The 22,407-nt window shown below is 58.2% G+C and carries 17 protein-coding genes; 5 read left to right on the top strand and 12 right to left on the bottom strand.

Features of this window, described 5'->3' with window-relative positions; translation table 11 throughout:
- Positions 1 to 50: 50 nt before the first annotated feature.
- The 3 genes from HAD_RS13450 to HAD_RS13440 form a co-directional block, all read right to left on the bottom strand.
- Positions 51 to 4,025 carry a type I polyketide synthase gene (locus HAD_RS13450; RefSeq protein ID WP_051596304.1) on the bottom strand — a complete coding sequence of 1,325 codons (3,975 nt, stop codon included), beginning with the start codon at positions 4,023 to 4,025 and terminating at the stop codon, positions 51 to 53.
- On the bottom strand, positions 4,025 to 5,569 hold the full coding sequence (locus HAD_RS13445; protein WP_035572532.1) for a PfaD family polyunsaturated fatty acid/polyketide biosynthesis protein: 1,545 nt from the start codon (positions 5,567 to 5,569) through the stop codon (positions 4,025 to 4,027). Before HAD_RS13445 ends, HAD_RS13450 begins: the two co-directional genes overlap by 1 nt.
- A gap of 511 nt (positions 5,570 to 6,080) precedes the next feature.
- Positions 6,081 to 6,890, bottom strand: a complete 810-nt coding sequence (locus HAD_RS13440) for an SDR family NAD(P)-dependent oxidoreductase (protein ID WP_084331969.1) — start codon at positions 6,888 to 6,890, stop codon at positions 6,081 to 6,083.
- Positions 6,891 to 7,058: 168 nt separating this feature from the next.
- On the opposite strand from HAD_RS13440, the gene rpsD reads away from it, so the two are divergent.
- On the top strand, positions 7,059 to 7,676 hold the full coding sequence (rpsD, locus tag HAD_RS13435; protein ID WP_035572531.1) for a 30S ribosomal protein S4: 618 nt from the start codon (positions 7,059 to 7,061) through the stop codon (positions 7,674 to 7,676).
- 75 nt (positions 7,677 to 7,751) lie between these two features.
- Complete coding sequence (locus HAD_RS13430; RefSeq protein ID WP_035572530.1) at positions 7,752 to 8,579, top strand: PPK2 family polyphosphate kinase; 828 nt, start codon at positions 7,752 to 7,754, stop codon at positions 8,577 to 8,579.
- Here HAD_RS13430 and HAD_RS13425 read toward each other — a convergent pair.
- The 3 genes from HAD_RS13425 to HAD_RS13415 all read right to left on the bottom strand — a co-directional run bounded on the left by HAD_RS13425 (position 8,576) and on the right by HAD_RS13415 (position 11,220).
- Complete coding sequence (locus HAD_RS13425; protein WP_035572528.1) at positions 8,576 to 9,205, bottom strand: GIN domain-containing protein; 630 nt, start codon at positions 9,203 to 9,205, stop codon at positions 8,576 to 8,578. The two genes, HAD_RS13430 and HAD_RS13425, sit on opposite strands and share 4 nt — an antisense overlap.
- A 17-nt stretch (positions 9,206 to 9,222) precedes the next feature.
- Positions 9,223 to 10,155: a GIN domain-containing protein gene (locus HAD_RS18120; RefSeq protein ID WP_051596303.1), complete on the bottom strand. Its 933-nt coding sequence runs from the start codon at positions 10,153 to 10,155 to the stop codon at positions 9,223 to 9,225.
- 99 nt (positions 10,156 to 10,254) lie between these two features.
- Entirely contained in the window at positions 10,255 to 11,220 is a 966-nt protein-coding gene (locus HAD_RS13415) for a GlxA family transcriptional regulator (protein ID WP_035572527.1), read from the bottom strand.
- A gap of 66 nt (positions 11,221 to 11,286) precedes the next feature.
- Between HAD_RS13415 and HAD_RS13410 the strand changes: the two genes are divergently transcribed.
- Complete coding sequence (locus HAD_RS13410) at positions 11,287 to 11,991, top strand: DJ-1/PfpI family protein (RefSeq protein ID WP_035572526.1); 705 nt, start codon at positions 11,287 to 11,289, stop codon at positions 11,989 to 11,991.
- Here the strand turns inward: HAD_RS13410 and rimO are convergent.
- Entirely contained in the window at positions 11,973 to 13,322 is a 1,350-nt protein-coding gene (gene rimO, locus HAD_RS13405; protein WP_035572525.1) for a 30S ribosomal protein S12 methylthiotransferase RimO, read from the bottom strand. The genes HAD_RS13410 and rimO overlap by 19 nt on opposite strands.
- Positions 13,323 to 13,375: 53 nt before the next feature.
- On the opposite strand from rimO, the gene HAD_RS13400 reads away from it, so the two are divergent.
- The gene (locus tag HAD_RS13400) at positions 13,376 to 13,780 is read left to right on the top strand and encodes a hypothetical protein (RefSeq protein WP_035572524.1); all 405 of its coding nucleotides are present in this window, start codon (positions 13,376 to 13,378) and stop codon (positions 13,778 to 13,780) included.
- Between the two features lie 18 nt (positions 13,781 to 13,798).
- On the opposite strand, the gene grxD is transcribed toward HAD_RS13400, so the two are convergent.
- The 3 genes from grxD to HAD_RS13385 form a co-directional block, all read right to left on the bottom strand.
- Positions 13,799 to 14,137, bottom strand: a complete 339-nt coding sequence (gene grxD, locus HAD_RS13395) for a Grx4 family monothiol glutaredoxin (protein ID WP_035572522.1) — start codon at positions 14,135 to 14,137, stop codon at positions 13,799 to 13,801.
- Between the two features lie 82 nt (positions 14,138 to 14,219).
- On the bottom strand, positions 14,220 to 16,097 hold the full coding sequence (locus HAD_RS13390) for a M2 family metallopeptidase (protein WP_035572520.1): 1,878 nt from the start codon (positions 16,095 to 16,097) through the stop codon (positions 14,220 to 14,222).
- 69 nt (positions 16,098 to 16,166) lie between these two features.
- Positions 16,167 to 16,397 carry a BolA/IbaG family iron-sulfur metabolism protein gene (locus HAD_RS13385; RefSeq protein ID WP_035572518.1) on the bottom strand — a complete coding sequence of 77 codons (231 nt, stop codon included), beginning with the start codon at positions 16,395 to 16,397 and terminating at the stop codon, positions 16,167 to 16,169.
- 125 nt (positions 16,398 to 16,522) lie between these two features.
- Between HAD_RS13385 and HAD_RS13380 the strand changes: the two genes are divergently transcribed.
- On the top strand, positions 16,523 to 17,539 hold the full coding sequence (locus tag HAD_RS13380; protein ID WP_051596302.1) for a M28 family peptidase: 1,017 nt from the start codon (positions 16,523 to 16,525) through the stop codon (positions 17,537 to 17,539).
- Positions 17,540 to 17,541: 2 nt separating this feature from the next.
- On the opposite strand, the gene purL is transcribed toward HAD_RS13380, so the two are convergent.
- Together purL and HAD_RS13370 are read right to left on the bottom strand one after the other, a co-directional pair.
- Complete coding sequence (gene purL, locus HAD_RS13375; protein ID WP_035572517.1) at positions 17,542 to 19,818, bottom strand: phosphoribosylformylglycinamidine synthase subunit PurL; 2,277 nt, start codon at positions 19,816 to 19,818, stop codon at positions 17,542 to 17,544.
- 161 nt (positions 19,819 to 19,979) lie between these two features.
- The gene (locus HAD_RS13370) at positions 19,980 to 22,400 is read right to left on the bottom strand and encodes a TonB-dependent receptor plug domain-containing protein (protein ID WP_035572515.1); all 2,421 of its coding nucleotides are present in this window, start codon (positions 22,398 to 22,400) and stop codon (positions 19,980 to 19,982) included.
- Positions 22,401 to 22,407: the final 7 nt, after the last annotated feature.

Raw genomic sequence — 22,407 nt, 5'->3', positions numbered from 1 at the left:
CCCTGCGTCTGCTGCGCCGGGACGGACCGCCAGTTCAGGCGCGCCGCCCCTCAGGCAAAAAAATCAGCAATTGCCCTGATCGTGCGGAGTTCTACCAATACTTCAGGATCGACTTCCGGCAGATCGGGGTGTTGATCGCGGAGCGCGGACAGGATTTCGACTTGTTTGATCGAGTCGACCCCGAGTTCGCCTTCCAGATCCATGTCATCCTCCAACATGTCGCTCGGATAGCCGGTCTTGTCAGCAATCAGGGTGCGAACGATATCGGGGGTGATCTTGCCATTGACTGGGGCAGAGGTGGCGTCTTCCGTTAGAGAGGCGGAGGTCGCTGCAACAGGTTCAGTCGGTTCCGTCCGGACGGGTTGCGGCGCGGTGCTGGATCCTGAAACCATTTCTGCAATCGCCGCGATTGTGCGCAGTTCCACGAGGCGTTCCGGATCGATCTCCGGCAACTCTGGAAGTTGTTCCCGAATGGTCGACAGGATTTCGACTTGCTTGATTGAGTCGACGCCGAGTTCGCCTTCCAGATCCATGTCCGGGTCCAGCATGTCTTCCGGATAACCAGTCTTGTCTGCAATAATACCGCGAACGAGCGCGATCGCATCCGTACTTGATGGTTTTCTGGCGGGAGCGGGTTTTTCTGCAACTGGGTTTGCAGGTGCCGGTGCCATTGTCGGCGAGGATGATGCTGAAGGTGTCTGCCTGGTTTGTGCGGGCTTTCCTACAGCAGGCGCTGATGGGCGTGCAGGTGTAGGTGCCTTTGCAGCAGGCGCGTCCGCCACAACCGGTTCAGAAGGACGGGCCGTCGGTGATATGGCGGGGGGCTGAGCAGGTGCAGGATTGGGCAATGCTCTGGCAGGTTCTGCTTGGTATGCAAGTGCGCCGCCCATGACTTGCGATACGGTATTCAAGTATGCGGTATGTGCCGACGAAGCCATATTCAGAAAATCGGAATGACGCCGGGAAACTTCCATCAGGACGCGTTCGGCTGGAGTCTCACCATTTGATCCGGACGGTTCATAGGACGGCATGGAAGGGAACGACGAATAGGATGAATCCGGCATGACTGTTTCCTGAGGACTGGAGGTAGATGAGGGAGTGGCAGGATTGGAACTGTGAGTGCTGGCTGCAGCTGGGGGCTGAGGCCCGGCGGAATTGGTCGTGGCAGGTATGGGTCGTTCGGGGTTTGGGGGCGCCTTACCCGCAGCGCCCTCCGGTGGGGGATAAGGCTTACCGTAATTACCTCCCGAAATCATGACTGCATGCTTCGGTGGGGCTTTCCGAGGGAGGGCAGCTGGCAAATCTTCGAGCAGAGTCGCGAAATCGACAGGGACGCCAGAGACAGCGAGCGCCCCAAGTGTCGACAGGAATTGAGTCACTCCGTTTGCTCGCTTATTGTCGAGCGCAAAGGATTTATGTGGTTTTGAGCCGAGTACATCGTCGACCAGTCCTGTCACCACAGAGCCGGGTCCAACTTCCACGAAAATTCGGGCCCCATCCGCATACATACGTTCGACGAGTTCCCTGAATCGCACCGGTGAGGCGAGCTGACGGGCAACTTCCTCCGGCATTTGTGTGCCAGTGCAAGTGTAGGGTTCTGCCGTTGCGTTGGCATACACCGGGAGGGTCGGCTTGCGCAGGCGCAATTTTTTGAGGGCGGCTTCGAACGGATCGACCGCAGACGCAACGATCTTTGAATGGAAGGCGGTCGCCACAGGCAGTAGCCGCGCTTTTAACCCTTCCTGTGTACAAGCTTCTACGGCGCTGTTCACTGTCTGAGTCGGCCCTGAAAGCACAACTTGGCTTGGCCCATTGTCATTGGCTAGCACGAGATCCGGACTGAAGCGGGAGATGATATGCCCGATCTCTTCCGACGCTGCCTGAACGGCCATCATGGAGCCTGAGCTGGACTGGGCGGCTTCGGCCATCAGGGCGCCGCGATCGACTGCCGCCGACAACGCGCCGGTGGTGTTCATCGATCCCCCATAATGGAGGGCCATGATTTCTCCGAAACTGTGGCCGGCGGCCATGTCACCCTGCACCCCAGCCCGGGCCAGCAAAGCGAGATGTGACAATGCGACGGCTGCGATTGCGGGCTGGGCATGCTCCATGGCTTTCAGGCGGTCGGTCTGGTCACCGTGTTCGACTTGATCAAATGCGGCAGGCGGAAATGCGAGTTTGTGAAGCTTCAGTTCGCCCGCTCGCTTGTGACCAGCGCTTTCGTCCCAAGCAGCTCTTGCATCGGGGAAGACCATAGCGAGGTCTGCTCCCATACCGACATACTGACTGCCTTGCCCGGAAAACATGAACGCAACTTTTCCATCCGTGGGCGGATCCAAAGAAACGTGGCAACCCATTTTCATGGGCCGGTTGGCTACTTCACCACGCTGCAGGGCTTCAATGACGCTCGTCGCCTTTGCTGCGAGTTCTTCCGGTGATTGGGCAACGATTGCGGCGCGGATCGGCGCGGTCACATCAAACGAGTCGTGGGTTTGCGAGGCACGATACGCGAATTCATCTTCCGAAAGACTTGTTTGAAAAGGTTCAATTTGGGTTGCGAGCGCCGCTGGCGTATCGGCGGAAAAGAGAAACAATTCCGCAGGAAGGCATCGCCAGGGTTTTACGGCATTCGGGCCGGTGTATTCCTCCAGCGTGACGTGGAAATTGCTGCCTCCAAAGCCGAAGGAACTGACTGCGGCCCGGCGGGGACGTTTTTTGGGTGAGATCCAGGGCCGAGCTTCAGTATTGAGGTAGAACACGGGGCTATTCTTGATGGCGTCTGCCGGCTCTTCTACTTTTATCGTTGGCGGCAGAACTTTGCGGCTAAGGGCCTGGGCGGCCTTAATCAGGCTCGCGGAACCTGCGGCCGCTTTGGTGTGGCCGATCTGGGCTTTGATTGACCCGACCGCGCACCAGGGAGCTTCGCTTGCATATTCGCCAAAGACCATATGAAGGCCTTCGATTTCGGCTTTGTCGCCAGCTTTCGTGCCGGTGCCGTGGGCTTCAACAAGGTCCACCGTGGACGGATCGTAACCGGCTTGCTCATATGCTCGCGTTAAGGCGCGGGCTTGTCCATGGGGAACCGGGCTGTAGATCGCCGTTCCTTTGCCATCAGAGGCGCCACCTAGCCCTCTGATCGTCGCGTAGATCTTGTTTCCATCGCGCTCGGCGTCGTCTAGCCGCCGTAAGGCAAGCATGCCGACACCTTCACCCAGCATAGTGCCGTCTGCGCGGGTCGAAAACGGACGGCAGTCTCCAGAAACCGATAGGGCCGGGGTCTTGGAGAAGCACATGTACATCAAGATATCATTCAGCGCATCGACACCTCCCGTCAGGACTGTGTCGCTGTCACCAGAACGCAATTCATGGAGTGCGATCTGCAAGGCCGAAAGGCTGGAGGCGCAAGCCGCATCTGTCACGTAATTGCTGCCGGTCAGATCGAAACGGTTTGCAATACGCCCGGCAATTACATTCCCGAGCAGGCCGGGAAAGGTGGCTTCCTGCCAATCGACGTAATGATCTTCGATCCGGCGCGCGATATCCTGAACCTGGCTTTCCGGCAGTCCGGCCTGGCGCATCGCATTTACCCATGCCGGGCGTTGAAGGCGGCCCGCCATGTGAGCGGTCATTTCAGTAGCGGACGCAACGCCGAGAATGATGCTCGTGCGGGACTTGTCGATCATTCCGCCGGAGTCGCGCTCGATGTCTTCCAGAGTCATTTGCGCTGCGATCAGCGCCAGAAGCTGCGCCGTGTCGGTGCCCTCCATGGCTTTGGGGGGAATGCCAAAATAAAGTGGGTCAAATGCGAGGGGATTGATGAAACCGCCACGCCGGCCATAGGTCCGGTCTTTGGCTTTCGGATCTTCATCATAATAGTCTTCTACCAGCCAATGACTGGGCGGCACGTCGCTGATCAGGTCCCGGCCCTCGAACAGGTCCCGCCAGAAACCCGTTACATCGCCACGTCCGGGAAATACGGCGCCCAGGCCGACGATAGCGACAGGCGCAGCGGTCTGTTTGGCCATCACGCAGCCTCCGATTCAGCGAATTGTTGTGGGGTAAAATTGAATGCCGTGGGTGGAACCGCGGCGCCAACAGCCCGAAGCTGGGCTGCGCGGGTGATACGCGCAGCGCCTTCCATGAGGTTCCATGCAATCTGACGGACCGTACGATTGGAAATGTCTTCCAGAAAAGTTCCTGCAACCCATTCGTTAAACGCGCCCTGTGCGGGGCCGCACCATATCTGGTAGTCGGCGAGACGATCAGGATCACCTTCGCGCGCCAGCTGGGCACCTGAGAAAAGGTAACGTCTCGCGACCAGGGCGAACCGCTTGTTGCCGTCCGCCTCTGCACGGGCGGCCTCTTTGGGATTGACCGTCCGAATATAGTCCCGTGTCGACTCCCAGGCGGCTTCGAACGGCTCGCCCAGGACATCTTCCACCCAGGCCTGGTCCTTTGGATCAAGCGTCTCGAAGGCGGCGCCGGAGCGGTAAAACTGGAACAGTTTCTTTCCGCGCATGGCAAACAGAGTCCCGCGTTTTAGCACCTGCACCTCCACCCCTTGCTCGAACATGTCGGCGGCGGGAGCCATGACCACGTCCGCAGGGCTAGCTTTTGCAAGCAGCTGGCGGCCGGGCAGGGAGAGACCGGATTCAACAGCCGCCTGATTTATGGATCCGGTCAGAACATAGGCGGCGCCCATGCTGAATGCCGCGGCGACGGCGTGAGGTGTGGCGATGCCTCCGGCCAGTCCGATCCGGATCGTGTCAGGGTCAATGCCCGTTTTGGACGCGATGCGGTCCCGGGCGGCACAAATGGAGGTAAACAGCGGCGCGGCCGCTCGCCGGTCTGTGTGCCCGCCTGAGTCTGCTTCTGCAGTGATCTCGGCCGCAACGGGAACCCGAGCGGCCATTTGGGCCTGTTCTGCCGAAATCGCACCAGACGCCACGAGTGCGTTCAATATGGCCGCTGGGGCCGGGGCGAGAAACTGCTCAGCGACTTCTGCGCGAGAAACCTTCGCAAATACGTGGTTGGTCCGAATAATCGCGCCATTCGGGCCAGGTTGGAGCCCGAGAGCCGTATACCGCACGATTTCCGGAGACAGGCGCATATAGGCGGAGGCTGATACCCGCCGTACGCCTTCACGCAGGAACAGATCCACGACGTCGGCCTCATATCCGGGCTGCTGTGGTGTGTGGATCAGGTTGGCTCCCCAGCTGATCTGCGTATCGGACAAACCGGCTTTAATTTCGCGGAGACCGCGCTCGATCTCATCGAGAGAAAGACCGGCGCTACCATAAAACCCCAAACAGCCAGCGCGCACCGCCTCGACAACCATACGTGGCGTGGCGATGCCGCGCGCCATTTCACCGACAACATAATTGAACCGTGCGCCATGGGTTGCCGAGAAAGCCCGGTCACCCAGCCATTCCGGATAAATTGGGGGAAGCGTGGCAGTGTCGCCTGAGGCGCCTTCTGCAGATGCAACAGCTTTTACCTCATTCTCGGAAAGCACCAGGCTCACCGGGAGGCGCGGGTTTTCAATGATCGTGGAGCACACGTTCATCATCCAGGACACTTCTTGCCATCTCACTGCACAATTCTACGCAGCGCTATTTAAAACTATACGAACGGAATACGCCCGCTGTCGAAAACCCGTCTTTCACAGTCCGAAAAGCTTGCACGTTGATGTGTGCTTTTTCTGAACCTGTAGTATTCTCTACACTTCAGGCTTATCGCCCCGCTCCTTCGGAAGCAAAGCATTTCATTCCACGCGTGAAAGACCTGAAGGCAGAACGACAGATTCACGAAGATTAAGCATGTCCTCCTGGCTGCAATGATCGAATTTCGTTCAGAATTTGAACTTTGGTCGACAGGCCGGTGCAACAGGAGGATGTGATTCGGGCGCCCAGGACCAGCGCCCGAATTATCCGATGAGCCCGTCTGAATCTGTCTTCCTGTTTGCTCTGCGGTACCGGCATAAAAGAGGATTCCGCGCCGCCAGTGAATGCTGACTGTCACGCATCACTGATGTGGCTTTTCTCGTCTGCAGGCTCCTTTAAGTTGCCAGCTCGAAGAAATCAGCCGCCCGCTGTCATCGCACCGTCCACCACATGCTCTTGGCCATTTATGTAGCTGGACTTGTCCGATGCGAGATACACGATCAGGTCTGCGACCTCATCGGGGCGGCCGGGGCGTCCCATCGGCGAAGCCTGAGCACCCAGGGTATCGGCATCCAAGGCGTTCGCACCCTCAGGAACGTCGGGAATAACTGGCATCCCTTCGCTGAGACGCCCAATCGATTTTTGCCAGATTGGCGTGTCGATAATACCCGGATGAACTGAATTCACCCGGATCGGCCAGCCGGCGCGTGCGCACTCTACGGCGGCGGCCTTGGTGAATAGGCGGACCGCGCCTTTCGACGCACAGTAAGCGCTTAGCCCCGCCGCCCCGCGCAAACCTGCAACGGATGAGATGTTGACGATCGACCCCCCGCTGCTTTGCATTTTACGAATGGCTGCGCGCGTTCCGAGAAACACGCTGTCCACATTCACGGCCATTTGAGTCTTCCAGTCGTCCAGCGAAAATTCCGGAATGGCTCCGCCGATAGCGATGCCGGCATTGTTGACGAGAATGGTAGGGGAGCCGAGCGTTGCTTCTGCCTGGTCCATGACCTTGTCCCATAGGGCTTCGTCAGTGACATCCTGGATCAGGGTTTCGACCTTGCCGCCGGCAGCGCTTATATTGCTTGCGGTCACCTGCAATCCCGCTTCGTCAATGTCTGTTGCAAAGACAGCGGCGCCTTCTTTTGCCAATGCTTCCGCGGCAGCGCGGCCAATACCGCTTCCAGCCCCCGTGATCACCGCCACGCGGCCATCCAGTAAACCCATGATTTCCTCCCTTGTCATTTGCAGTAGCTGTAGCAGGTACACAGCTTGACGGAAGGGCTGGTTTGGTGTTTTACCCGCCGCTTCATAACGGGATGGTGCGGAGCCGCCGTTGTAATCGTGGGCAGGATGAGCTTGCCCACCGGCCCGCGTCGATAATGAGGTACTACCATGTCACGTCGCCATAGCGCGAAGTACAAGATCGACCGTCGCGTCGGTGAGAACATCTGGGGCCGCCCGAAGTCCCCCGTCAACAAGCGCAACTACAAGCCCGGACAGCACGGCCAGAACCGCCGCAACAAGACGTCCGACTTCGGCATGCAGCTGATGGCGAAGCAGAAACTGAAGGGCTACTACGGTGACCTCACCGAGAAGCAGTTTTCTCGCATCTATGAAGAAGCCGCCCGGATCAAAGGCAACACAGCTGAGAACCTGATCGGCTTGCTGGAATCGCGCCTCGACGCGATCGTCTACCGCGCCAAGTTCGTCCCGACGATCTTCGCGGCCCGGCAGTTCGTGAACCATGGACACGTCATGCTCAACGGCCGTCGCTGTAACATCGGCTCGGTTCGCCTGAAGCCTGGTGATGTGGTCCAGATCCGCGAAAAATCCCGCAACATGGCTCTGGTACTCGAAGCACTCGGCAGCCCTGAGCGTGATCTGCCGGAATATGTTGAAGTCGACCCGAAAGCGATGAGCGCAACATTCACGCGCGTCCCGGAACTGGCTGATGTGCCGTATCCGGTGAAGATGGAACCGGCTCAGGTGGTCGAATTCTACTCGTCCTAAGAAAACCAAATTTCTTGAACTACTTAGAAGGCCGCGCCAGACTGGTGCGGCCTTTTTCCTTGGAGATTCAACTCGATGAGCATTCCCAGCATTTCCGATGTCCGCAAACACCTCATCGCGGAGCCGGGGAAGCCCTTTGACCTCTCCAGTCGTGATAGCGGCGACCGCAGCCTTTTCGAAGACAAGTCCCTCGCGAAAACCAGCCTGAAAAAGGACGCGGCCGTAATCAACGAGTTGAAGGACATACTCTACGCGGAAAAGAAGCGTTCGATCCTGGTCGTTTTGCAAGGCATGGATACGGCAGGAAAGTCCGGCACGATCAAATCCGTCTTCGCTGATACCACCCCGCTCGGCATGGAGGTGAAAGCGTTCAAGGCGCCCAGTTCAAACGAACTGGCGCGTGATTATCTCTGGCGTATCCACAATGCGGTTCCGAAGAAGGGACATGTCGGCATATTTGACCGGTCTCACTACGAGGACGTGCTTGTCGTGAAGGTGCGGGGCTTTGCCAGCCCGGAAGACATTGAAAAGCGCTACGAGCAGATCAACGCATTTGAGGAGCATCTCTCCGAAAATGGTGTCACGATCGTAAAGTGCATGCTCAATATTGGTTATGAAGAGCAGGGTATCCGCCTGCGTGAGCGTCTCGAAGAACAGCATAAATACTGGAAGTTCAATCCTGCGGATCTCGATGACCGGGCGCTCTGGAAAGACTACATGTCAGCGTATGAAATAGCCGTTCAGCGTTGCTCGACGAAGCATTCTCCCTGGTATGTCATTCCGTCAGACAGCCGGACACGCCGCAGTGCCATGATCGCACGGCTTGTCCGCGGCGCTCTGGAGGAAATGGACCTGAGCTGGCCGAAATCAGATTACCGCCTGGAAGACTTCGACTTCTCCTAGTGGAAGTCCGTGCTGCCGCCGCTGATAGAATGGTTTGCGGTCCGGCTTGGCGGATCGCCCCAAACGTCAATACTTCCACCGCTGGAGGTTTTTCCTGTGGCGCTTTCGCTTGCATAGGCGCTGGCTGATCCTCCGCTGCTTGCCGAGGCCGAAAGCGAGAGACATTGCAGGTTTTTGGCGTCGGCATCGCCGCCCGAGCTGACCTTTAAATCCAGCTCTTTGCAGCTGCCTGACAATTCCGCTGATGCACCACTCGACACCCGGAGCGTGAAATCATCCGCATTGATCCCTCGCGCTTGGATCGATGACCCCGAACTGGCTTCCACTTCATTTAGTTCTGGAGAGGTTATGCGAACAGTGACGCGAACTTTGTCGCCCCAGCCAGATGTCATCTTCCTTGATATGTACAGCCGGTCGCCATCTTGCCGGATCTTCATGTCATCCGGCCCCCCGCGGCTGAAATCAGCAACAACGCTGTAAGTGCTGGCGGTTTCATATTTGACTTCCACACCCGCGGCGATGTCGAGCTCATTGAAACCAGAGAAATCGTATGTCTCGGTCGTGTCCGCCAGTGCAGAGAATGCGGATGCGGCAAAGACAGTGGATAAGATGAAGGGGCGTATCATGGTTGCTTTCCTTCAGATCAGCTTCCGAAATCGACGTCACCGCCGCTCGACCGGGAAATGTCCCGGACCGCAGGAGAGCCGGAGATGTAGATATCGCCACCACTCGAGGCTCTTGCTTCGACCGATTCAGAGGCGGAAACGCTGACATCTGCGCTGCTGGAGGCCGCAACGTTGGCGTCGCGGCAGGCCAGGTCCCTGCCATCCACATCAGCGCTGGAAGACGCTTCAATTTCAATGCTGCTGCATTGACCGGATAGTTCAATGTCGGCGCTGGAAGATGCCTTAATCAGGAACTCGGCGGCACCCAGAGATTCCAGATCGAGATCTGCGCTGGACGACACGTCTATTTTCACTTGGCCATCGCCATTGGATTTTGCTTCGATATCACCGCTGGACGAAGCCTGAATGTCGAACGTTTGGGCCTGAAAATCCGAGGCAAAAATGTCTCCACTGGAGGACGCATGGAGCTTGGCAGATTTTGCCGTCCCACTGAGAAGCAGATCTCCGCTGGATGAGGCGTGCGCGTCGAAACTGGCGCTGTCTACACCGTTTGCAGTCAGTTTGGCGGAGCGCTTCGAAACCACACCGTCAAGGTCCGGGCCTGACACGCGTACGATATAGTAGGGAACGCGTTTGCCGTTGACCTTGATAATTTTCCGGTCGTTCTTCGTGTTGATGTTCACATTGTTGAACCAGCCCGACCGGTCACGGATGCTCTTGCGAGAGACAATCAGCGTGTCGCCATCGAAATCCAGGTAGATGTCGCTGAAATCGTTCTCGGCTTGCTCAACCACAATCGATGGAGCGGCCGCAGGCTCATAAATTACATCAATTGGCCCAACCGCTTCGATCTGGGAGAACGATTCCGCAGGATAGGATTGAGTTTCAGCGATCGCGGCTGGCGCAGACAGGATAATTAGCGCGGCGAAACAGGTGGCTGGTCGTTTCATAAGGTGTCTCCTCGAATGGAGAGCACTATGAATTATCGAAATACGATATGTCAATCGTCGTATTTCGATAAAAACTGTGGTTTTCGTAATCGTATCCGGTCAGTTTCGCCCTTGTCGCCGCAGCACCATCGGGGGTTGTCCATACGCCCGTATGAAGGCCATCCGCATTCGCTCGGCGTCACCGAATCCTGTTTTCCGGGCGATTTGATTCAGGGATAAGCCTGTTGTTTCAACGTGCTGACGAGCTGATTCCAGCCGCAGCTTTTCCACGAATCTTGCTGGTGTCGTGCCGGTTTCGGACCGGAAAACCCGCGCAAAATTCCTTGGGCTCATCCCGGCCTTTTCCGCGATTTGCTCGACTTTGAGGTCGCTTGCCAGGTGGGCACGAATCCAGTCGATGAGGGGGTCAAATCTTCCGGACAGCAGCTTTACATCCTGCATGACGGAGAACTGGGACTGGCCACCGTGCCTGCGGTGATGGACCACCAACTCGCGAGCGGCCCGGCGCGCGACCTCTGGGCCCAGGTCATCTTCTACCAGAGCCAAAGCGAGATCGATCCCCGCGGTAATGCCTGCAGATGTCCAGAACTTACCGTCCTGAACGAAGATCCGGTCTGCTTCGACATTCACCTCCGGAAAGTGCCGCGCCATGTCCGGGCACCGGCGCCAGTGCGTGGTGGCGCGCCGGCCATCAAGAAGACCCGCCGCAGCGAGCAATACTGCCCCTGAGCAGACAGACGTTGTCCGTCGGGTGCGGCTGGACAAGTCACGGATGACATTGAGGAAACCCTTGTCATGCATGGCCTGCCGCGTGCCTTCGCCACCGGAGACGACCAGCGTGTCCAATGTCAGGTTATCGGGGAGTTTTTCCGAGCACATGCTAACACCGCTGGACGAACGGACCGCGCCGCCCGCCATTGAATAGACCGTCAGGTGGTAGGGCGGCGGCGACATTCCGCGGACGGGCATCTCGAAAACGGAAATAGGACCTGCGGCGTCGAGAAGCTGGAAGTCGTCGAAGACGAACACGCCGATTTCACGAGGCTGGGCATTGGCGGAAAACATGGGAACTATGTCCTTTCTGCCAAAGCAGACATAGTCCAGACAAGACGCGTCAGCAAGGAACCAGCCATGAGCCAGCCATTCATCACCGTGTTTGCCGTCTACGATAACATGACGCATCTGGACTTTACCGGACCACACCAGGTCTTGTGCCGACTACCCGGTGCGCAGACCATGATCGCAAGCCGGGATGGCGGCGACATTCTCGCAGAAGGCAATCTCGTCATCGGACGTACGTCCAAACTCTCCGATATCGGGCAATGCGATCTCCTTTGTGTGCCAGGTGGACTGACTGCGACGCAGGTCGCTCTGGATAAAAATTTCGTCGGAGAAGTTCGCCGCCTCGGGCAGGGCGCGACCTATGTCACGTCGGTTTGTACGGGCTCGCTGATTCTTGGTGCGGCCGGACTGCTTCAGGGTAAGCGGGCTGCATGCCACTGGGCATGGCGGGAGTTGCTGACCGAGTTCGGTGCCGTCGTCGACGAGGGCCGCGTTGTACGCGATGGAAATACTTTCACAGGCGGCGGGGTCACCGCCGGGATCGATTTCGCTCTGACGATGGTGGCTGAGATTGCCGGGGAGGCTTATGCCAAGGCCCTGACGCTCGGTTATGAGTATGCGCCAGCCCCGCCATTCCCCGGAGGACGTCCGGAACTGGCTGAGGCGGAAACACTTTCAGCCTACAACGCCCACATGTCCAAGCTGATGGACGCTCGCCGGGCCGAAGCTCATGAGGCGGGTGAGCGGATGCGCGCTCAGGCCGGCGTTGCGTAGAGGTCGTAATCGTCTGCACCGGTAATCTTTGCCGAGACAATGTCTCCCGGTTTCAGGTGGCTCGCATTCTCCAGGTACACGACGGCGTCGACCTCTGGTGCGTCCGCTTTGGTGCGGGCGATCATCATGCCCGGGTCTTCATCCGCGCCATCAACAATCACATCCTGAACCGTGCCGACCTGTGCCTCAGCGCGGGCAGCTGAGACTTCGGCCTGGACTTGCATGAAGCGGTGCCAGCGTTCTTCCTTCACGGTGTCCGGCACATGGTCGGGCAGGGCGCGGCTGTCGGCGTGGGCAACGTTCTCATACTGGAAACAGCCAGCGCGATCGATCTTCGCTTCGCGGATGAAGTCGAGCAGGATTTCGAAATCCTCTTCTGTTTCACCCGGGAACCCGACAATAAAGGTGGAACGGATGGCCAGGTCCGGCACGTCCCGGCGCCATTGCTGGATGCGCTCCAAAACCCGGTCCTGCTTCGCCGGACGCTTCATCGCTTTCAGCACATTGGTTGCGGCATGCTGGAACGGGATGTCGAGATAAGGCGTGATCAGCCCTTCGGCCATCATCGGGATAACGGCATCCACGTGCGGGTATGGATAGACATAATGCATCCGGGTCCAGACGCCGAGGCTGCCAAGCCCCCTCGCCAGATCTAGGAAGCGGGTTTCGTATTCGGTGCCGCGCCAGGTCTCCGGCTTGTAACGCACGTCGAGGCCATAGGCTGACGTGTCCTGACTGATGACCAGAAGTTCCTTCACGCCGGCTTTCACCAGCTGTTCGGCCTCTGTCAGCACGTGGTGGATCGGCCGGGACGCGAGATCGCCGCGAAGCTTCGGGATAATGCAGAAGCTGCAACGATTGTTACAGCCTTCGGAGATCTTCAGATAGGCGTAGTGGCGCGGCGTCAGGCGAAGGCCGGACTCCGGCACAAGGTCCATATGCGGATTGTGTGGTGGGGTCAGGTGCGTGTGCACCGCGTCCATCACGGCTTCGTATTGGTGCGGCCCGGTGACCGCCAGAACTTTGGGGTGCGCCTTTTCGATGACGTCCGGCTCGGCGCCCAGGCACCCGGTTACGATGACCTTGCCGTTTGCTTCGATGGCTTCACCGATCGCTTCGAGGCTTTCGTCCCGTGCGCTGTCAAGAAAGCCGCAGGTGTTCACAAGGACGAGGTCTGCACCGGAATAATCCGGTGCGATCTGGTATCCCTCGGCGCGGAGGCGCGTGATGATCCGTTCCGAATCCACAAGGGCTTTCGGGCAACCAAGTGAAACGATGCCGACTTTCGGCTGAGTTGGCCGGATCGAAGCGGTGCGGGTGGTCGTGTCCATACCCGCTCTGCTATATTGAAAGTAGGGGACAGGAAAGCGGGAGGACGCACCGCATGGCCGACAGACAGGGTTCCAAGCCGAATTTCAGGCGCCTCAGGCGCATACAGGTTGCCGCGCTGATCGTGGGCGCTGGCGTTCTTGTCGTGTCACTCTGGCTGATGGGGCAGTTCCGCAAGCCTGAAGTCGCGCCCATCGTCATGGCCATTGCCTTCGCAAGTATCGCCTTCAGTGGCCTGTTCTATTTCGGCGCGTTGCTGCTGGAAGGCTCGCTGCAGAAATACATCCTGTCGGACGACACGGTCATCAAGGGCGATACTGTCGAAATGGTGACGACAACAACCGAAAGCGGCGATCCGGAAATAGACAAATGGATCGGAACTTACACCTTCACACGCAACCTGTTCGGCATGTCCCTTGTCCCGGTACTTATCCTGATCGGGCTATATTTCCTGGCCTGAGGAAGTTGGCCTGAGAAATCAGGCGTCTTCCAGCTCAATGCCCTTTTCCTTCAGGAAATCGCGCAGTTCGCCGCTCTCGAACATTTCCTTGATGATGTCGCAGCCGCCGACGAACTCGCCCTTTACATAAAGCTGGGGGATGGTCGGCCAGTCTGAATAGGTCTTGATGCCTTCGCGGACGGCCTGATTTTCCAATACGTTCGTGGCGACGTATTCGGCGCCGAGATAGTCGAGCACCTGCACCACGACAGAGGAGAAGCCGCACTGCGGGAATGTCGGCGTGCCCTTCATGAAGAGGACAATGTCATTGGCTTCTACGGCCGTTTTGATGGCGTCGAGCGTGGCTTGGTCGGTCATGGTGTGATCTCCGGATTTCCCGTGATGTGTGGTGGGAAAGGGGCGGCGTCAAGCATGCCGCCCCATCCCTTGCAGGTACAGCCTAATCCCAACCGCAGGACTGGCCCTCATTCTGTTCTTTCAGATACTCGGTCAGTGGCGCGAAATACTCGACCATGGCGCTCGCATCCATTTCACGGGTGCCGGTGAATTTCTCCAGCGTTTCCGGCCAAGGGCGCGACATGCCAGCTTCCAGCATCTCATTGAATCTTTCACCCACTTCTTCGTTTCCGTAGATCGAGCAGCGGTGCAGCGGACCTTCCCATCCAGCCTGCTCACAGGCGGCCTTGTGGAACTGGAACTGCATGACGAAGGACAGGAAATAACGCAGGTAAGGCGTATTGCCCGGGATGTGATACTTGGCGCCAGGATCGAACGCGTCGGCCGGCCGCGGAGCTGGGGGCACAATGCCCTGGTTTTTCAGGCGCAGGTCCCACCAGGCCTGATTGTAGTCTTCCGGCGGTGTCGTGCCGTTCAGCACATCCCAGCGCCAGCTGTCGACCGTCAGCGCGAAGGGCAGGAAGGCAATCTTGTCGAGCGCGGTCTGCATCAGCAGGGCCGTATCGGCATCAGGACCGGGTTTCTCGTCTTCAGAGATGAGGCCGATCTGCTCCAGGTATTCCGGTGTGATCGACAGGGCGACAAAGTCCCCTATGGCTTCGTGAAAGCCGTCATGCGCGCCATTCTTGTAGAGATAAGGCTGATCCTTGTAGGCCCGCTGGTAGAAATTGTGCCCCAGCTCATGGTGGACGGTGTAGAAATCCTCGGAATTGATCTCGGTGCACATCTTGATGCGGACATCTTCCTCATCGTCGAGGTCCCACGCGGACGCATGACAGACCACCTCCTTGCCTTCAGGCCGGGTGATCATTGAGCGCTCCCAGAATGTTTCGGGCAGCGGTTCAAAGCCGAGGGAGGTGAAGAAGCCTTCGCCGGTCTCGACCATTTTGACCGGCGTGTAGCCGCGTTCATTCAGGCGGGTGGTCAGGTCGTAGCTGACCGGCGCCGTGTCCGGCTTCACAATGTCGTAAATGGAAGACCATTGCTGGGCCCACATATTGCCCAGCAAGTCTGCGCGGATCGGACCCGTCTTCGGCTGCACCTCGTCGCCATAGGTGGCGTTCAACTTTGTGCGGGCATAGCAGTGGAGATCCTCATAGAGCGGCTCCACCTGGCTCCAGAGGCGCTGGACTTCGGCTTCCATCTCTTCGGGGGGCATGTCGTAGTTTGACAGCCACATCTTGTCCAAGGTCGGATAGCCGAGCTCCTGGGCGCCCTCATTCGCCAACGCGACCATCTTGGCATATTTGTCCTTCATGGGCGGCGAGACCGTGCGCCAGCCCTCCCAGACGGCTTTCAGTTCATCCGGATTGCGGGATGTCTCGATGATGGTGGACGCTTCATCCAGATTGATCATCTCGCCTTTCAGATTGATCATCTCGCCTTTGTATTCGAACTTGCCCTTGCCATAGGTCGAGTTGAGGTCCGTCATGAGAGCCGAGAGTTCTTCGGCAGCGCCAGCCCGGGACGGTGCAGGGATCGTTATGCCGCTGCGAAGGATGCGGATCTTCCGGGCGACATCATATGGCATGATATCGACATCGTATTTCTTCGATTCATTTGCGAGCGAGACAGAAAGCTTTGTCATTTTGGCGCCAGCTTCCGAGGCGGCCGCATCTGTTTCGTCAGTGATGTTCGTCTGGTTGGCCCAGTAAGCGAGCGCAGTCACCTTGCTCAGCGCGGCAAGTTCAGCTTCTGCCCGGTCCACAAAAGCGGTGGCTTCTGCGATTTCGGCTGCGGTTTCATCGACATCAGGTGTTTCCACGAGCGTTTCTTCGAACGCTGGCGTCTGATCAGCTGTACAGGATGCCAACGCGGCACAGAGGGCGACGACGCTGGCGGAAAGAGTGGTGCTTTTCATGGATGATCTCCTCCAGATTGCGCGAAGAAGACCGTGAACTCCCGTTAAGGTCAATCGGGTGGCTGTGCCTCAGGGCGCTCGCGTTTTGAGGGCCAGTGCGTGCAGTTCTCCGCCCATCTTTCCTTTGAGGGCGGCGTAGACCAGCTGGTGCTGTTTCACGCGCGGCAGGCCGGAAAATTGCGGGCTCACGATTTCAGCCTGCCAATGGTCATTGTCGCCGGCGAGGTCGGTCAGAACGATCTCCGCTTCAGGGAAGGCTTCGGTCAGGTGCTCCATCAGAATTTCGCGCGACATGCCCATGGGATTCTCCTCAATAACCGGGCTCAATTGGGCCGCCGAGGCAGGTCCGTCAAGCGCGGCACTGGAAGCCTTGCGCGACCACCAGCCTGCTCTTACCGTCCGGCCCGGCGACAAAAGGGCCCCTCATGAAAAAGCAAATCTGGACAGTCGCAGCGGGCCTGATGGCATTTCTGGTGCTGGGCCTGTTCTGGTATCTCAACACGCCTCAGGCACCTGTCGAAGAGAGTATTCCGCTTCCACAGGGCGAGTATGTCGAGCCAGGAGAGTTGCTGCATCTGACCGAAGTCCTTTCAAATGACGCGCTGCAGGGGCGGGCCATTGGTACCCCGGGCAACGAAGCCGCGCGGGGGTTCCTGAGAAAACGGTTTGAAACACTGCGCCTGAAAAAGATCGGGGACTCCTACGAGCACCCGTTCACCGTTCTGCCGGAGGCCGGCGATGAAGATGCCAAGCCGGTTCAGGGGACAAACCTGATCGGCGTGATTGAGGGGAAGACACCCGGCGAAGGAAAGATGCTGGCGATTACGGCTCATTTCGATCATCTCGGCATTATCGACGGCGAAATCTATAACGGCGCGGATGACAATGCGTCCGGGTCAGCCGCGCTGATCGCTGTCGCGACCTGGTTCACACACCACCAACCGGAGCACGACATCCTGTTCGCGCTGTTTGATGGCGAAGAAGAGGGCGCGCTGGGTGCCCGCAACCTGGTTCGATCTGGCGAAGTCGATATGGAGCGGGTCGCCCTGGCCCTCAACTTTGACATGGTCAGCCGGTCGGATGTGAACGAACTTTATGTCTCCGGCACCTATCACTATCCGGGTCTTGTTCCGTTCGTTGAAGAACTTTCCGCCAAGGCGCCGGTAAACCTGCTCATGGGGCATGACCGGCCAGAGCAGGGGGATGACGATTGGACCATGTTGTCGGATCAGGCAGCCTTCTTCGAAGCCAGTATTCCATTTCTCTATTTCGGTGTTGAAGATTACCCGGACTATCACAAGCCGACTGACGACTATGACAAAATACCGGTTGAGTTTTTTGTTCACTCAGCGGACACGCTGGTGATGGCCGCGATTGCTGCGGACCAGCAGCTTGACGCACTCAATCTGGATTCGTCGCCGCCGCCCGGGGCGAACGAATAAAATCAGCCTACAGAATTCATGTAGCCGGGCAACCAGCCTTCATGCGCATCGCGTAGCGTTTTGAGAGGTACTGCGAATTCAACGCCGTCCTGCCCCAAACCCGTGCGCAATATGACGCTGTCGCCACCGAATTTTCCAAGCACTGCAGGAAGGAAACCATGGGACTTCCACTCACGGCATTGGTCTTCTGTCGCCGCTATGAGGTAGCGTCCCTGGTCTTCGCCGAACAGGCCGGGCTCAGCACGTTTCACATCTGGCTCACGATCCGGGACCAGTGAAACACCACATCCGGACGCAAGGGCCATTTCCGTTGCGGCGCAGGCGATGCCGCCGTCGCTGACATCGTGAACGGCGTGCACGAGACCGCGCTTGATCAGGCTGCGAACAAACTCACCGATACGCACTTCTTCTGCGAGATTAACAGGAGGCGGCGCCCCCATGTCTTCGCCACGCAGCCCCAGGATAACCCGTGCATAGAGTGATGCACCGAGGACGCCCTCTGTGTTCCCGATGACATACAGCATATCACCCGGTTGGGCGCCTTTAAGCGTCGCAGTTTCCGAGAGTTCGTCGATCAATCCCACACCACCGACAACGGGAGTGGGCGGAATGGCGACGCCATCTGTCTCGTTGTAGAGAGAGACATTGCCGGAAACGACAGGGAAATCGAGTTCGCGGCAGGCTTCGGCCATGCCCTCGATTGCCTTGACAATATAGCCCATCGTATTCGGCTTTTCCGGATTGCCGAAGTTGAGATTATCCGTGATCGCGATCGGAGACGCGCCGACAGCGCAGAGGTTGCGATACGCTTCGGCGACAACGGCCTTGCCGCCTTCGTAGGGATCTGCCGCGACATAGTGCGGGTTGCAGTCGGAACAGATGGCGAGCGCTTTGTTCGTACCGTGCACCCGCACGATGGCTGCATCTCCACCCGACTGAGAGGAGTCGACCGTATCGCCCATCACGTGGCGGTCATACTGTTCCCAGACCCAACGCTTGGAGGCCATGTCCGGGCAGGACATCAGCTTGAGCAAGACGTCACCATAATCGGATGGCTCTGGATATTTCGAGATATCCAGCGGCGCGCGTTTTGGCGGTTCGTTCCAGGGGCGGTCATAGTTCGGCGCATCGTCGGCGAGCGGCGCAACCGGGATGTCGCACACGACCTGACCGAACTGCTTCAGTACGAGATGGCCGTTGTCTGTGGTTTCGCCAATGACTTCGGCATCGAGGTCGTATTTGTTGAAGATCTCTTTGGCGACATCGATCTTGTCGGGATAGAGCACCATGAGCATGCGCTCCTGGCTTTCCGACAGCATGATTTCGTAAGCCGTCATGCCCTCTTCGCGTTGAGGCACTTTGTCGAGGTCCATCACGACGCCAATGCCTTCGCCATTCTCGCCGCCGCTGGCAGCCATCTCGACGGAGGAGGAGGTGAGACCCGCAGCGCCCATGTCCTGGATCGCCTGGATGGCATCGGTCGCCATCAACTCCAGACAGGCTTCGATCAACAGCTTTTCCGTGAACGGGTCGCCGACCTGAACGGTGGGGCGCTTCTCTTCATCACCTTCAGAGAACTCCGCTGATGCCATTGTGGCGCCATGGATGCCGTCGCGTCCAGTTTTGGAGCCGACATAGAAGATTGGATTTCCGGGCGTTGCGCCACGCGCATAGAAAATCTTGTCCTGATCGGCCAGGCCGACCGCCATCGCATTGACAAGGATGTTGCCATTATAGCCCGGATCGAATTGCGTTTCGCCAGCCACAGTCGGGACGCCAACACAGTTGCCGTATCCGCCGATGCCCGCGACAACACCTGCCACAAGGCTGCGAGTTTTGGGGTGATCCGGCGAGCCGAAGCGCAGGGCGTTGACCAGCGCTATCGGTCGAGCGCCCATCGTGAATACGTCGCGCAGAATCCCGCCGACACCTGTCGCCGCGCCCTGATAAGGTTCGATGTAGGACGGGTGGTTGTGGCTTTCCATTTTGAAAATGGCGGCCTGCCCATCGCCAATATCGATCACGCCTGCATTCTCGCCGGGGCCCTGGATGACGCGGGCATTCTTCGTCGGGAATTTGGACAGGTGACGGCGTGAGGATTTGTAGGAGCAGTGCTCCGACCACATCACCGAGTAGATGCCCAGTTCGACGAGATTGGGCTTGCGGCCGAGGCGCGTAATGAGCCGGTCCCACTCGTCTGCCTTGATGCCATGTTCGAGACCGGCAGTTTCATGCTGCTCGGCGGTGAGGTGGTCGAGGATCGCAGTAGTGTCAGTCATGGCCGGGCTTTAGCGGCAAATTCCACGAGTCGCCAGCGTCTATTGCCATCTAAGCACCTGCATCCCCGAGATAAGGTGCTATCAAGAAAACGGGCCCGCCTTTCCCAAGGCGGGCCCGTCCTGTTTTTACCTCATCCCGTCTGGAAGACGGGCTCCGGCAGTTACCAGTTGTAGCTGGCGCGCGCGTAAACGAAGCGACCCGAGAAGCCAAATGGGCTGCGGCTCGAATACGGGAAGATGCCGTTGAAGCTCTGGTCATCCGGCGTCATCGTCGGATATTCGTCGAGCAGGTTGTCTGCACCGACTCCAACGCTGAACTTGTCGGTGACATTGAAGTTCACAGACGCATCCAGGATCCATTTGGCATCCAGCGTGAAGTCATTTGCCGCGACGTTCGACGGATCGATGACATCGCCAAAGCGAGTTGCACGAAGGACGAAGTCAGCCTGCTGGTAGGTGTAGTTGCCTGCGAGGATGAATTTCGTCTCAGGCGCACTTTCTTCCAGCGTGAGTGTGTTGTCACGGCTGAACAGTGGCAGGCTGGGGATAACCGTGTTGTCCGGCACATGCGTGACTTCCGTTTTCGAGTAGTTGAACGCAGCGGAAGCGTCGAGCGTACCCAAATTGCCGAAGTCGAACGCGTACTTCGTTACGATATCGACGCCCTTGGATTCGGTCTCGATGCCGTTCTGGAAGAAGCGAACCCGCTGCACACCGGTGACGCCAGCGGCTGCGAGAACTGCCTCAACTTCAGGCCCGCCGAGGTTTTCGGTCAGGAAGATTCGGTCATCGATATTGATCTGATAGGCGTCGATGGTGACAAACCAGTCGTTGGTTGGCGTCAGAACGAAGCCGAGCGAGTAGCTGGTCGATTCTTCGGCATCCAGTTGGCCGCCACCAAGTGCGACTGCCGCAGGAGATGTTGCCGGGAATGTACCGATTTCAAACGGCACACCATCAATGAAGTTGGTCGATACAGCCGTAAAGTATTGTTGCTGCAGGCTCGGTGCACGGAAGCCCGTCGAGATGGCACCGCGGACGGCAACCTGATCGGTGAAGTCATAGCGGCCGGCAATCTTGCCAGTCACAGCATCACCAAAGTCGGAATAGTCTTCGTAGCGCACCGCGGCCGAAATGAGCGTCTGGTCGTTTGGCACCCATTCGACTTCGCCGTAGATGCTGGCGGCGTCACGTCCTTCATCCACTGCGGACTCTGGGGTAAAGCCCGGGAACACCTGACTGCCTGCTGCGGCAGGGAGTGGACCCTGAATATAGGAAGCTGGTTCACCAGCCGTGATTTCGAAGGTCTCGTCGCGGTATTCCGCCCCGAATGCCAACGAAGTTTCACCCGGCAGGAGATTGTCGAACGTCTTCACGAAGTCAGCGTTCACGGTCACCTGGTCGAACGCCAGGGCGCCAGCATTGAAGGACGTCTGGCTGGTCGGCCCGATCGATGCGTTCAGCGAGTTGTTGACCGAGTAATCAAGCTCGTTCGATCCATAAACAGCGCTGACATCATAGTCCCAACCGCCCGCTACGCCGCGGAAACCGCCGCCGAGCGAGTAGTCGGTCACATCACCACCGATGACAGGCAGGAATCCGGCCGGATAGATTTCCGGGACGTTACGGGAATCCTGTGCACGGCGGTAGAAGCCGGGGCTTTCGCCTTCGCGATCCTGCACGCCACCAAACGCATAAAGCTCGACGCCATTGTCCAGCGTGTAGCCGGAGTTAACAAAGAAACTGACGTTCTCTGCGCGGCCGTTGCCGTAGCGGTGGTTCAGGCGAGGGAAATTACGTTCGACTTCGGCATAGGCTGGGTCGTCCGGGAATTGCTGGCGCGGGTCGAGACCGGCACGGTTCGATGCCTGGCGAAGGGAATACTCGCCCGACACCGTCAGGAAGCCATTGTCGCCGAGGCCAAAGCCGGTCCAGCCGCCGATCGTGGTCGTTTGACCGTCGATCTCGCTGCGGTTCAGGCCTTCCGGATCAGAGACGTTAGCGCCGTAGCGGACATTCAGGCCACCGCCATGATCGTCTTCACGCAGGATGACGTTGATCACGCCGGCAATAGCGTCAGAACCATACTGAGCCGAAGCGCCGTCACGCAGAACCTGAACGCTGCCAATAGCGGCGGTCGGGATGGAGTTAAGGTCAACAGCTGCAGAACCGCGTCCAACCGAGCCGTTGATGTTGACCAGAGAGGAGGAGTGGCGGCGCTTGCCGTTCACCAGAACCAGCGTCTGGTCAGGAGACAGGCCGCGCAGGGTGGCCGGGCGGATGATGTCCGTACCGTCATTGATGGCGGTCTGGTTGAAGTTGAAGCTCGGAACAGTCGTGCTGAGGATCTGGTTGAGTTCCACACGGCCGGTTTCTGTCAGCTCATCAACGGGGAATACGTCGACCGGGACGGCTGTTTCCAGAGCAGTCCGGTTGGCGGTCCGGGTACCGGTTACAACGACCTGTCCCTGACGAAGTTCATTGGAACCAGCTTCATCGCTCTCCTGAGCGGACGCCGGCAAAAAAGTAGCTGCGACGGCAAGCGTAGATGCCGTGACAAGCAATGACTTCATATTGGTCATATTTATG

Origin of the sequence: Hyphomonas adhaerens MHS-3 (assembly GCF_000685235.1) — a bacterium.
Classification (GTDB): Bacteria; Pseudomonadota; Alphaproteobacteria; order Caulobacterales; family Hyphomonadaceae; genus Hyphomonas; species Hyphomonas adhaerens.
Note: the sequence above shows the minus strand (reverse complement) of the source record. Positions and strands in the feature narration are given on the sequence as shown.

Coding starts and splice junctions, on each gene's coding strand:
- HAD_RS13415 (WP_035572527.1), bottom strand. CDS start 11,220: ATGTTTTCCGCCAATGCCCAGCCTCGTGAAATCGGCGTGTTCGTCTTC.
- rpsD (WP_035572531.1), top strand. CDS start 7,059: ATGTCACGTCGCCATAGCGCGAAGTACAAGATCGACCGTCGCGTCGGT.
- purL (WP_035572517.1), bottom strand. CDS start 19,818: ATGACTGACACTACTGCGATCCTCGACCACCTCACCGCCGAGCAGCAT.
- grxD (WP_035572522.1), bottom strand. CDS start 14,137: ATGACCGACCAAGCCACGCTCGACGCCATCAAAACGGCCGTAGAAGCC.
- HAD_RS13390 (WP_035572520.1), bottom strand. CDS start 16,097: ATGAAAAGCACCACTCTTTCCGCCAGCGTCGTCGCCCTCTGTGCCGCG.
- HAD_RS13400 (WP_035572524.1), top strand. CDS start 13,376: ATGGCCGACAGACAGGGTTCCAAGCCGAATTTCAGGCGCCTCAGGCGC.
- HAD_RS13440 (WP_084331969.1), bottom strand. CDS start 6,890: ATGGGTTTACTGGATGGCCGCGTGGCGGTGATCACGGGGGCTGGAAGC.
- HAD_RS13380 (WP_051596302.1), top strand. CDS start 16,523: ATGAAAAAGCAAATCTGGACAGTCGCAGCGGGCCTGATGGCATTTCTG.
- HAD_RS13385 (WP_035572518.1), bottom strand. CDS start 16,397: ATGGGCATGTCGCGCGAAATTCTGATGGAGCACCTGACCGAAGCCTTC.
- HAD_RS13425 (WP_035572528.1), bottom strand. CDS start 9,205: ATGATACGCCCCTTCATCTTATCCACTGTCTTTGCCGCATCCGCATTC.
- HAD_RS13430 (WP_035572530.1), top strand. CDS start 7,752: ATGAGCATTCCCAGCATTTCCGATGTCCGCAAACACCTCATCGCGGAG.
- HAD_RS13410 (WP_035572526.1), top strand. CDS start 11,287: ATGAGCCAGCCATTCATCACCGTGTTTGCCGTCTACGATAACATGACG.
- HAD_RS13445 (WP_035572532.1), bottom strand. CDS start 5,569: ATGATGAACGTGTGCTCCACGATCATTGAAAACCCGCGCCTCCCGGTG.
- rimO (WP_035572525.1), bottom strand. CDS start 13,322: ATGGACACGACCACCCGCACCGCTTCGATCCGGCCAACTCAGCCGAAA.
- HAD_RS18120 (WP_051596303.1), bottom strand. CDS start 10,155: ATGAAACGACCAGCCACCTGTTTCGCCGCGCTAATTATCCTGTCTGCG.
- HAD_RS13370 (WP_035572515.1), bottom strand. CDS start 22,400: ATGACCAATATGAAGTCATTGCTTGTCACGGCATCTACGCTTGCCGTC.
- HAD_RS13450 (WP_051596304.1), bottom strand. CDS start 4,025: ATGGCCAAACAGACCGCTGCGCCTGTCGCTATCGTCGGCCTGGGCGCC.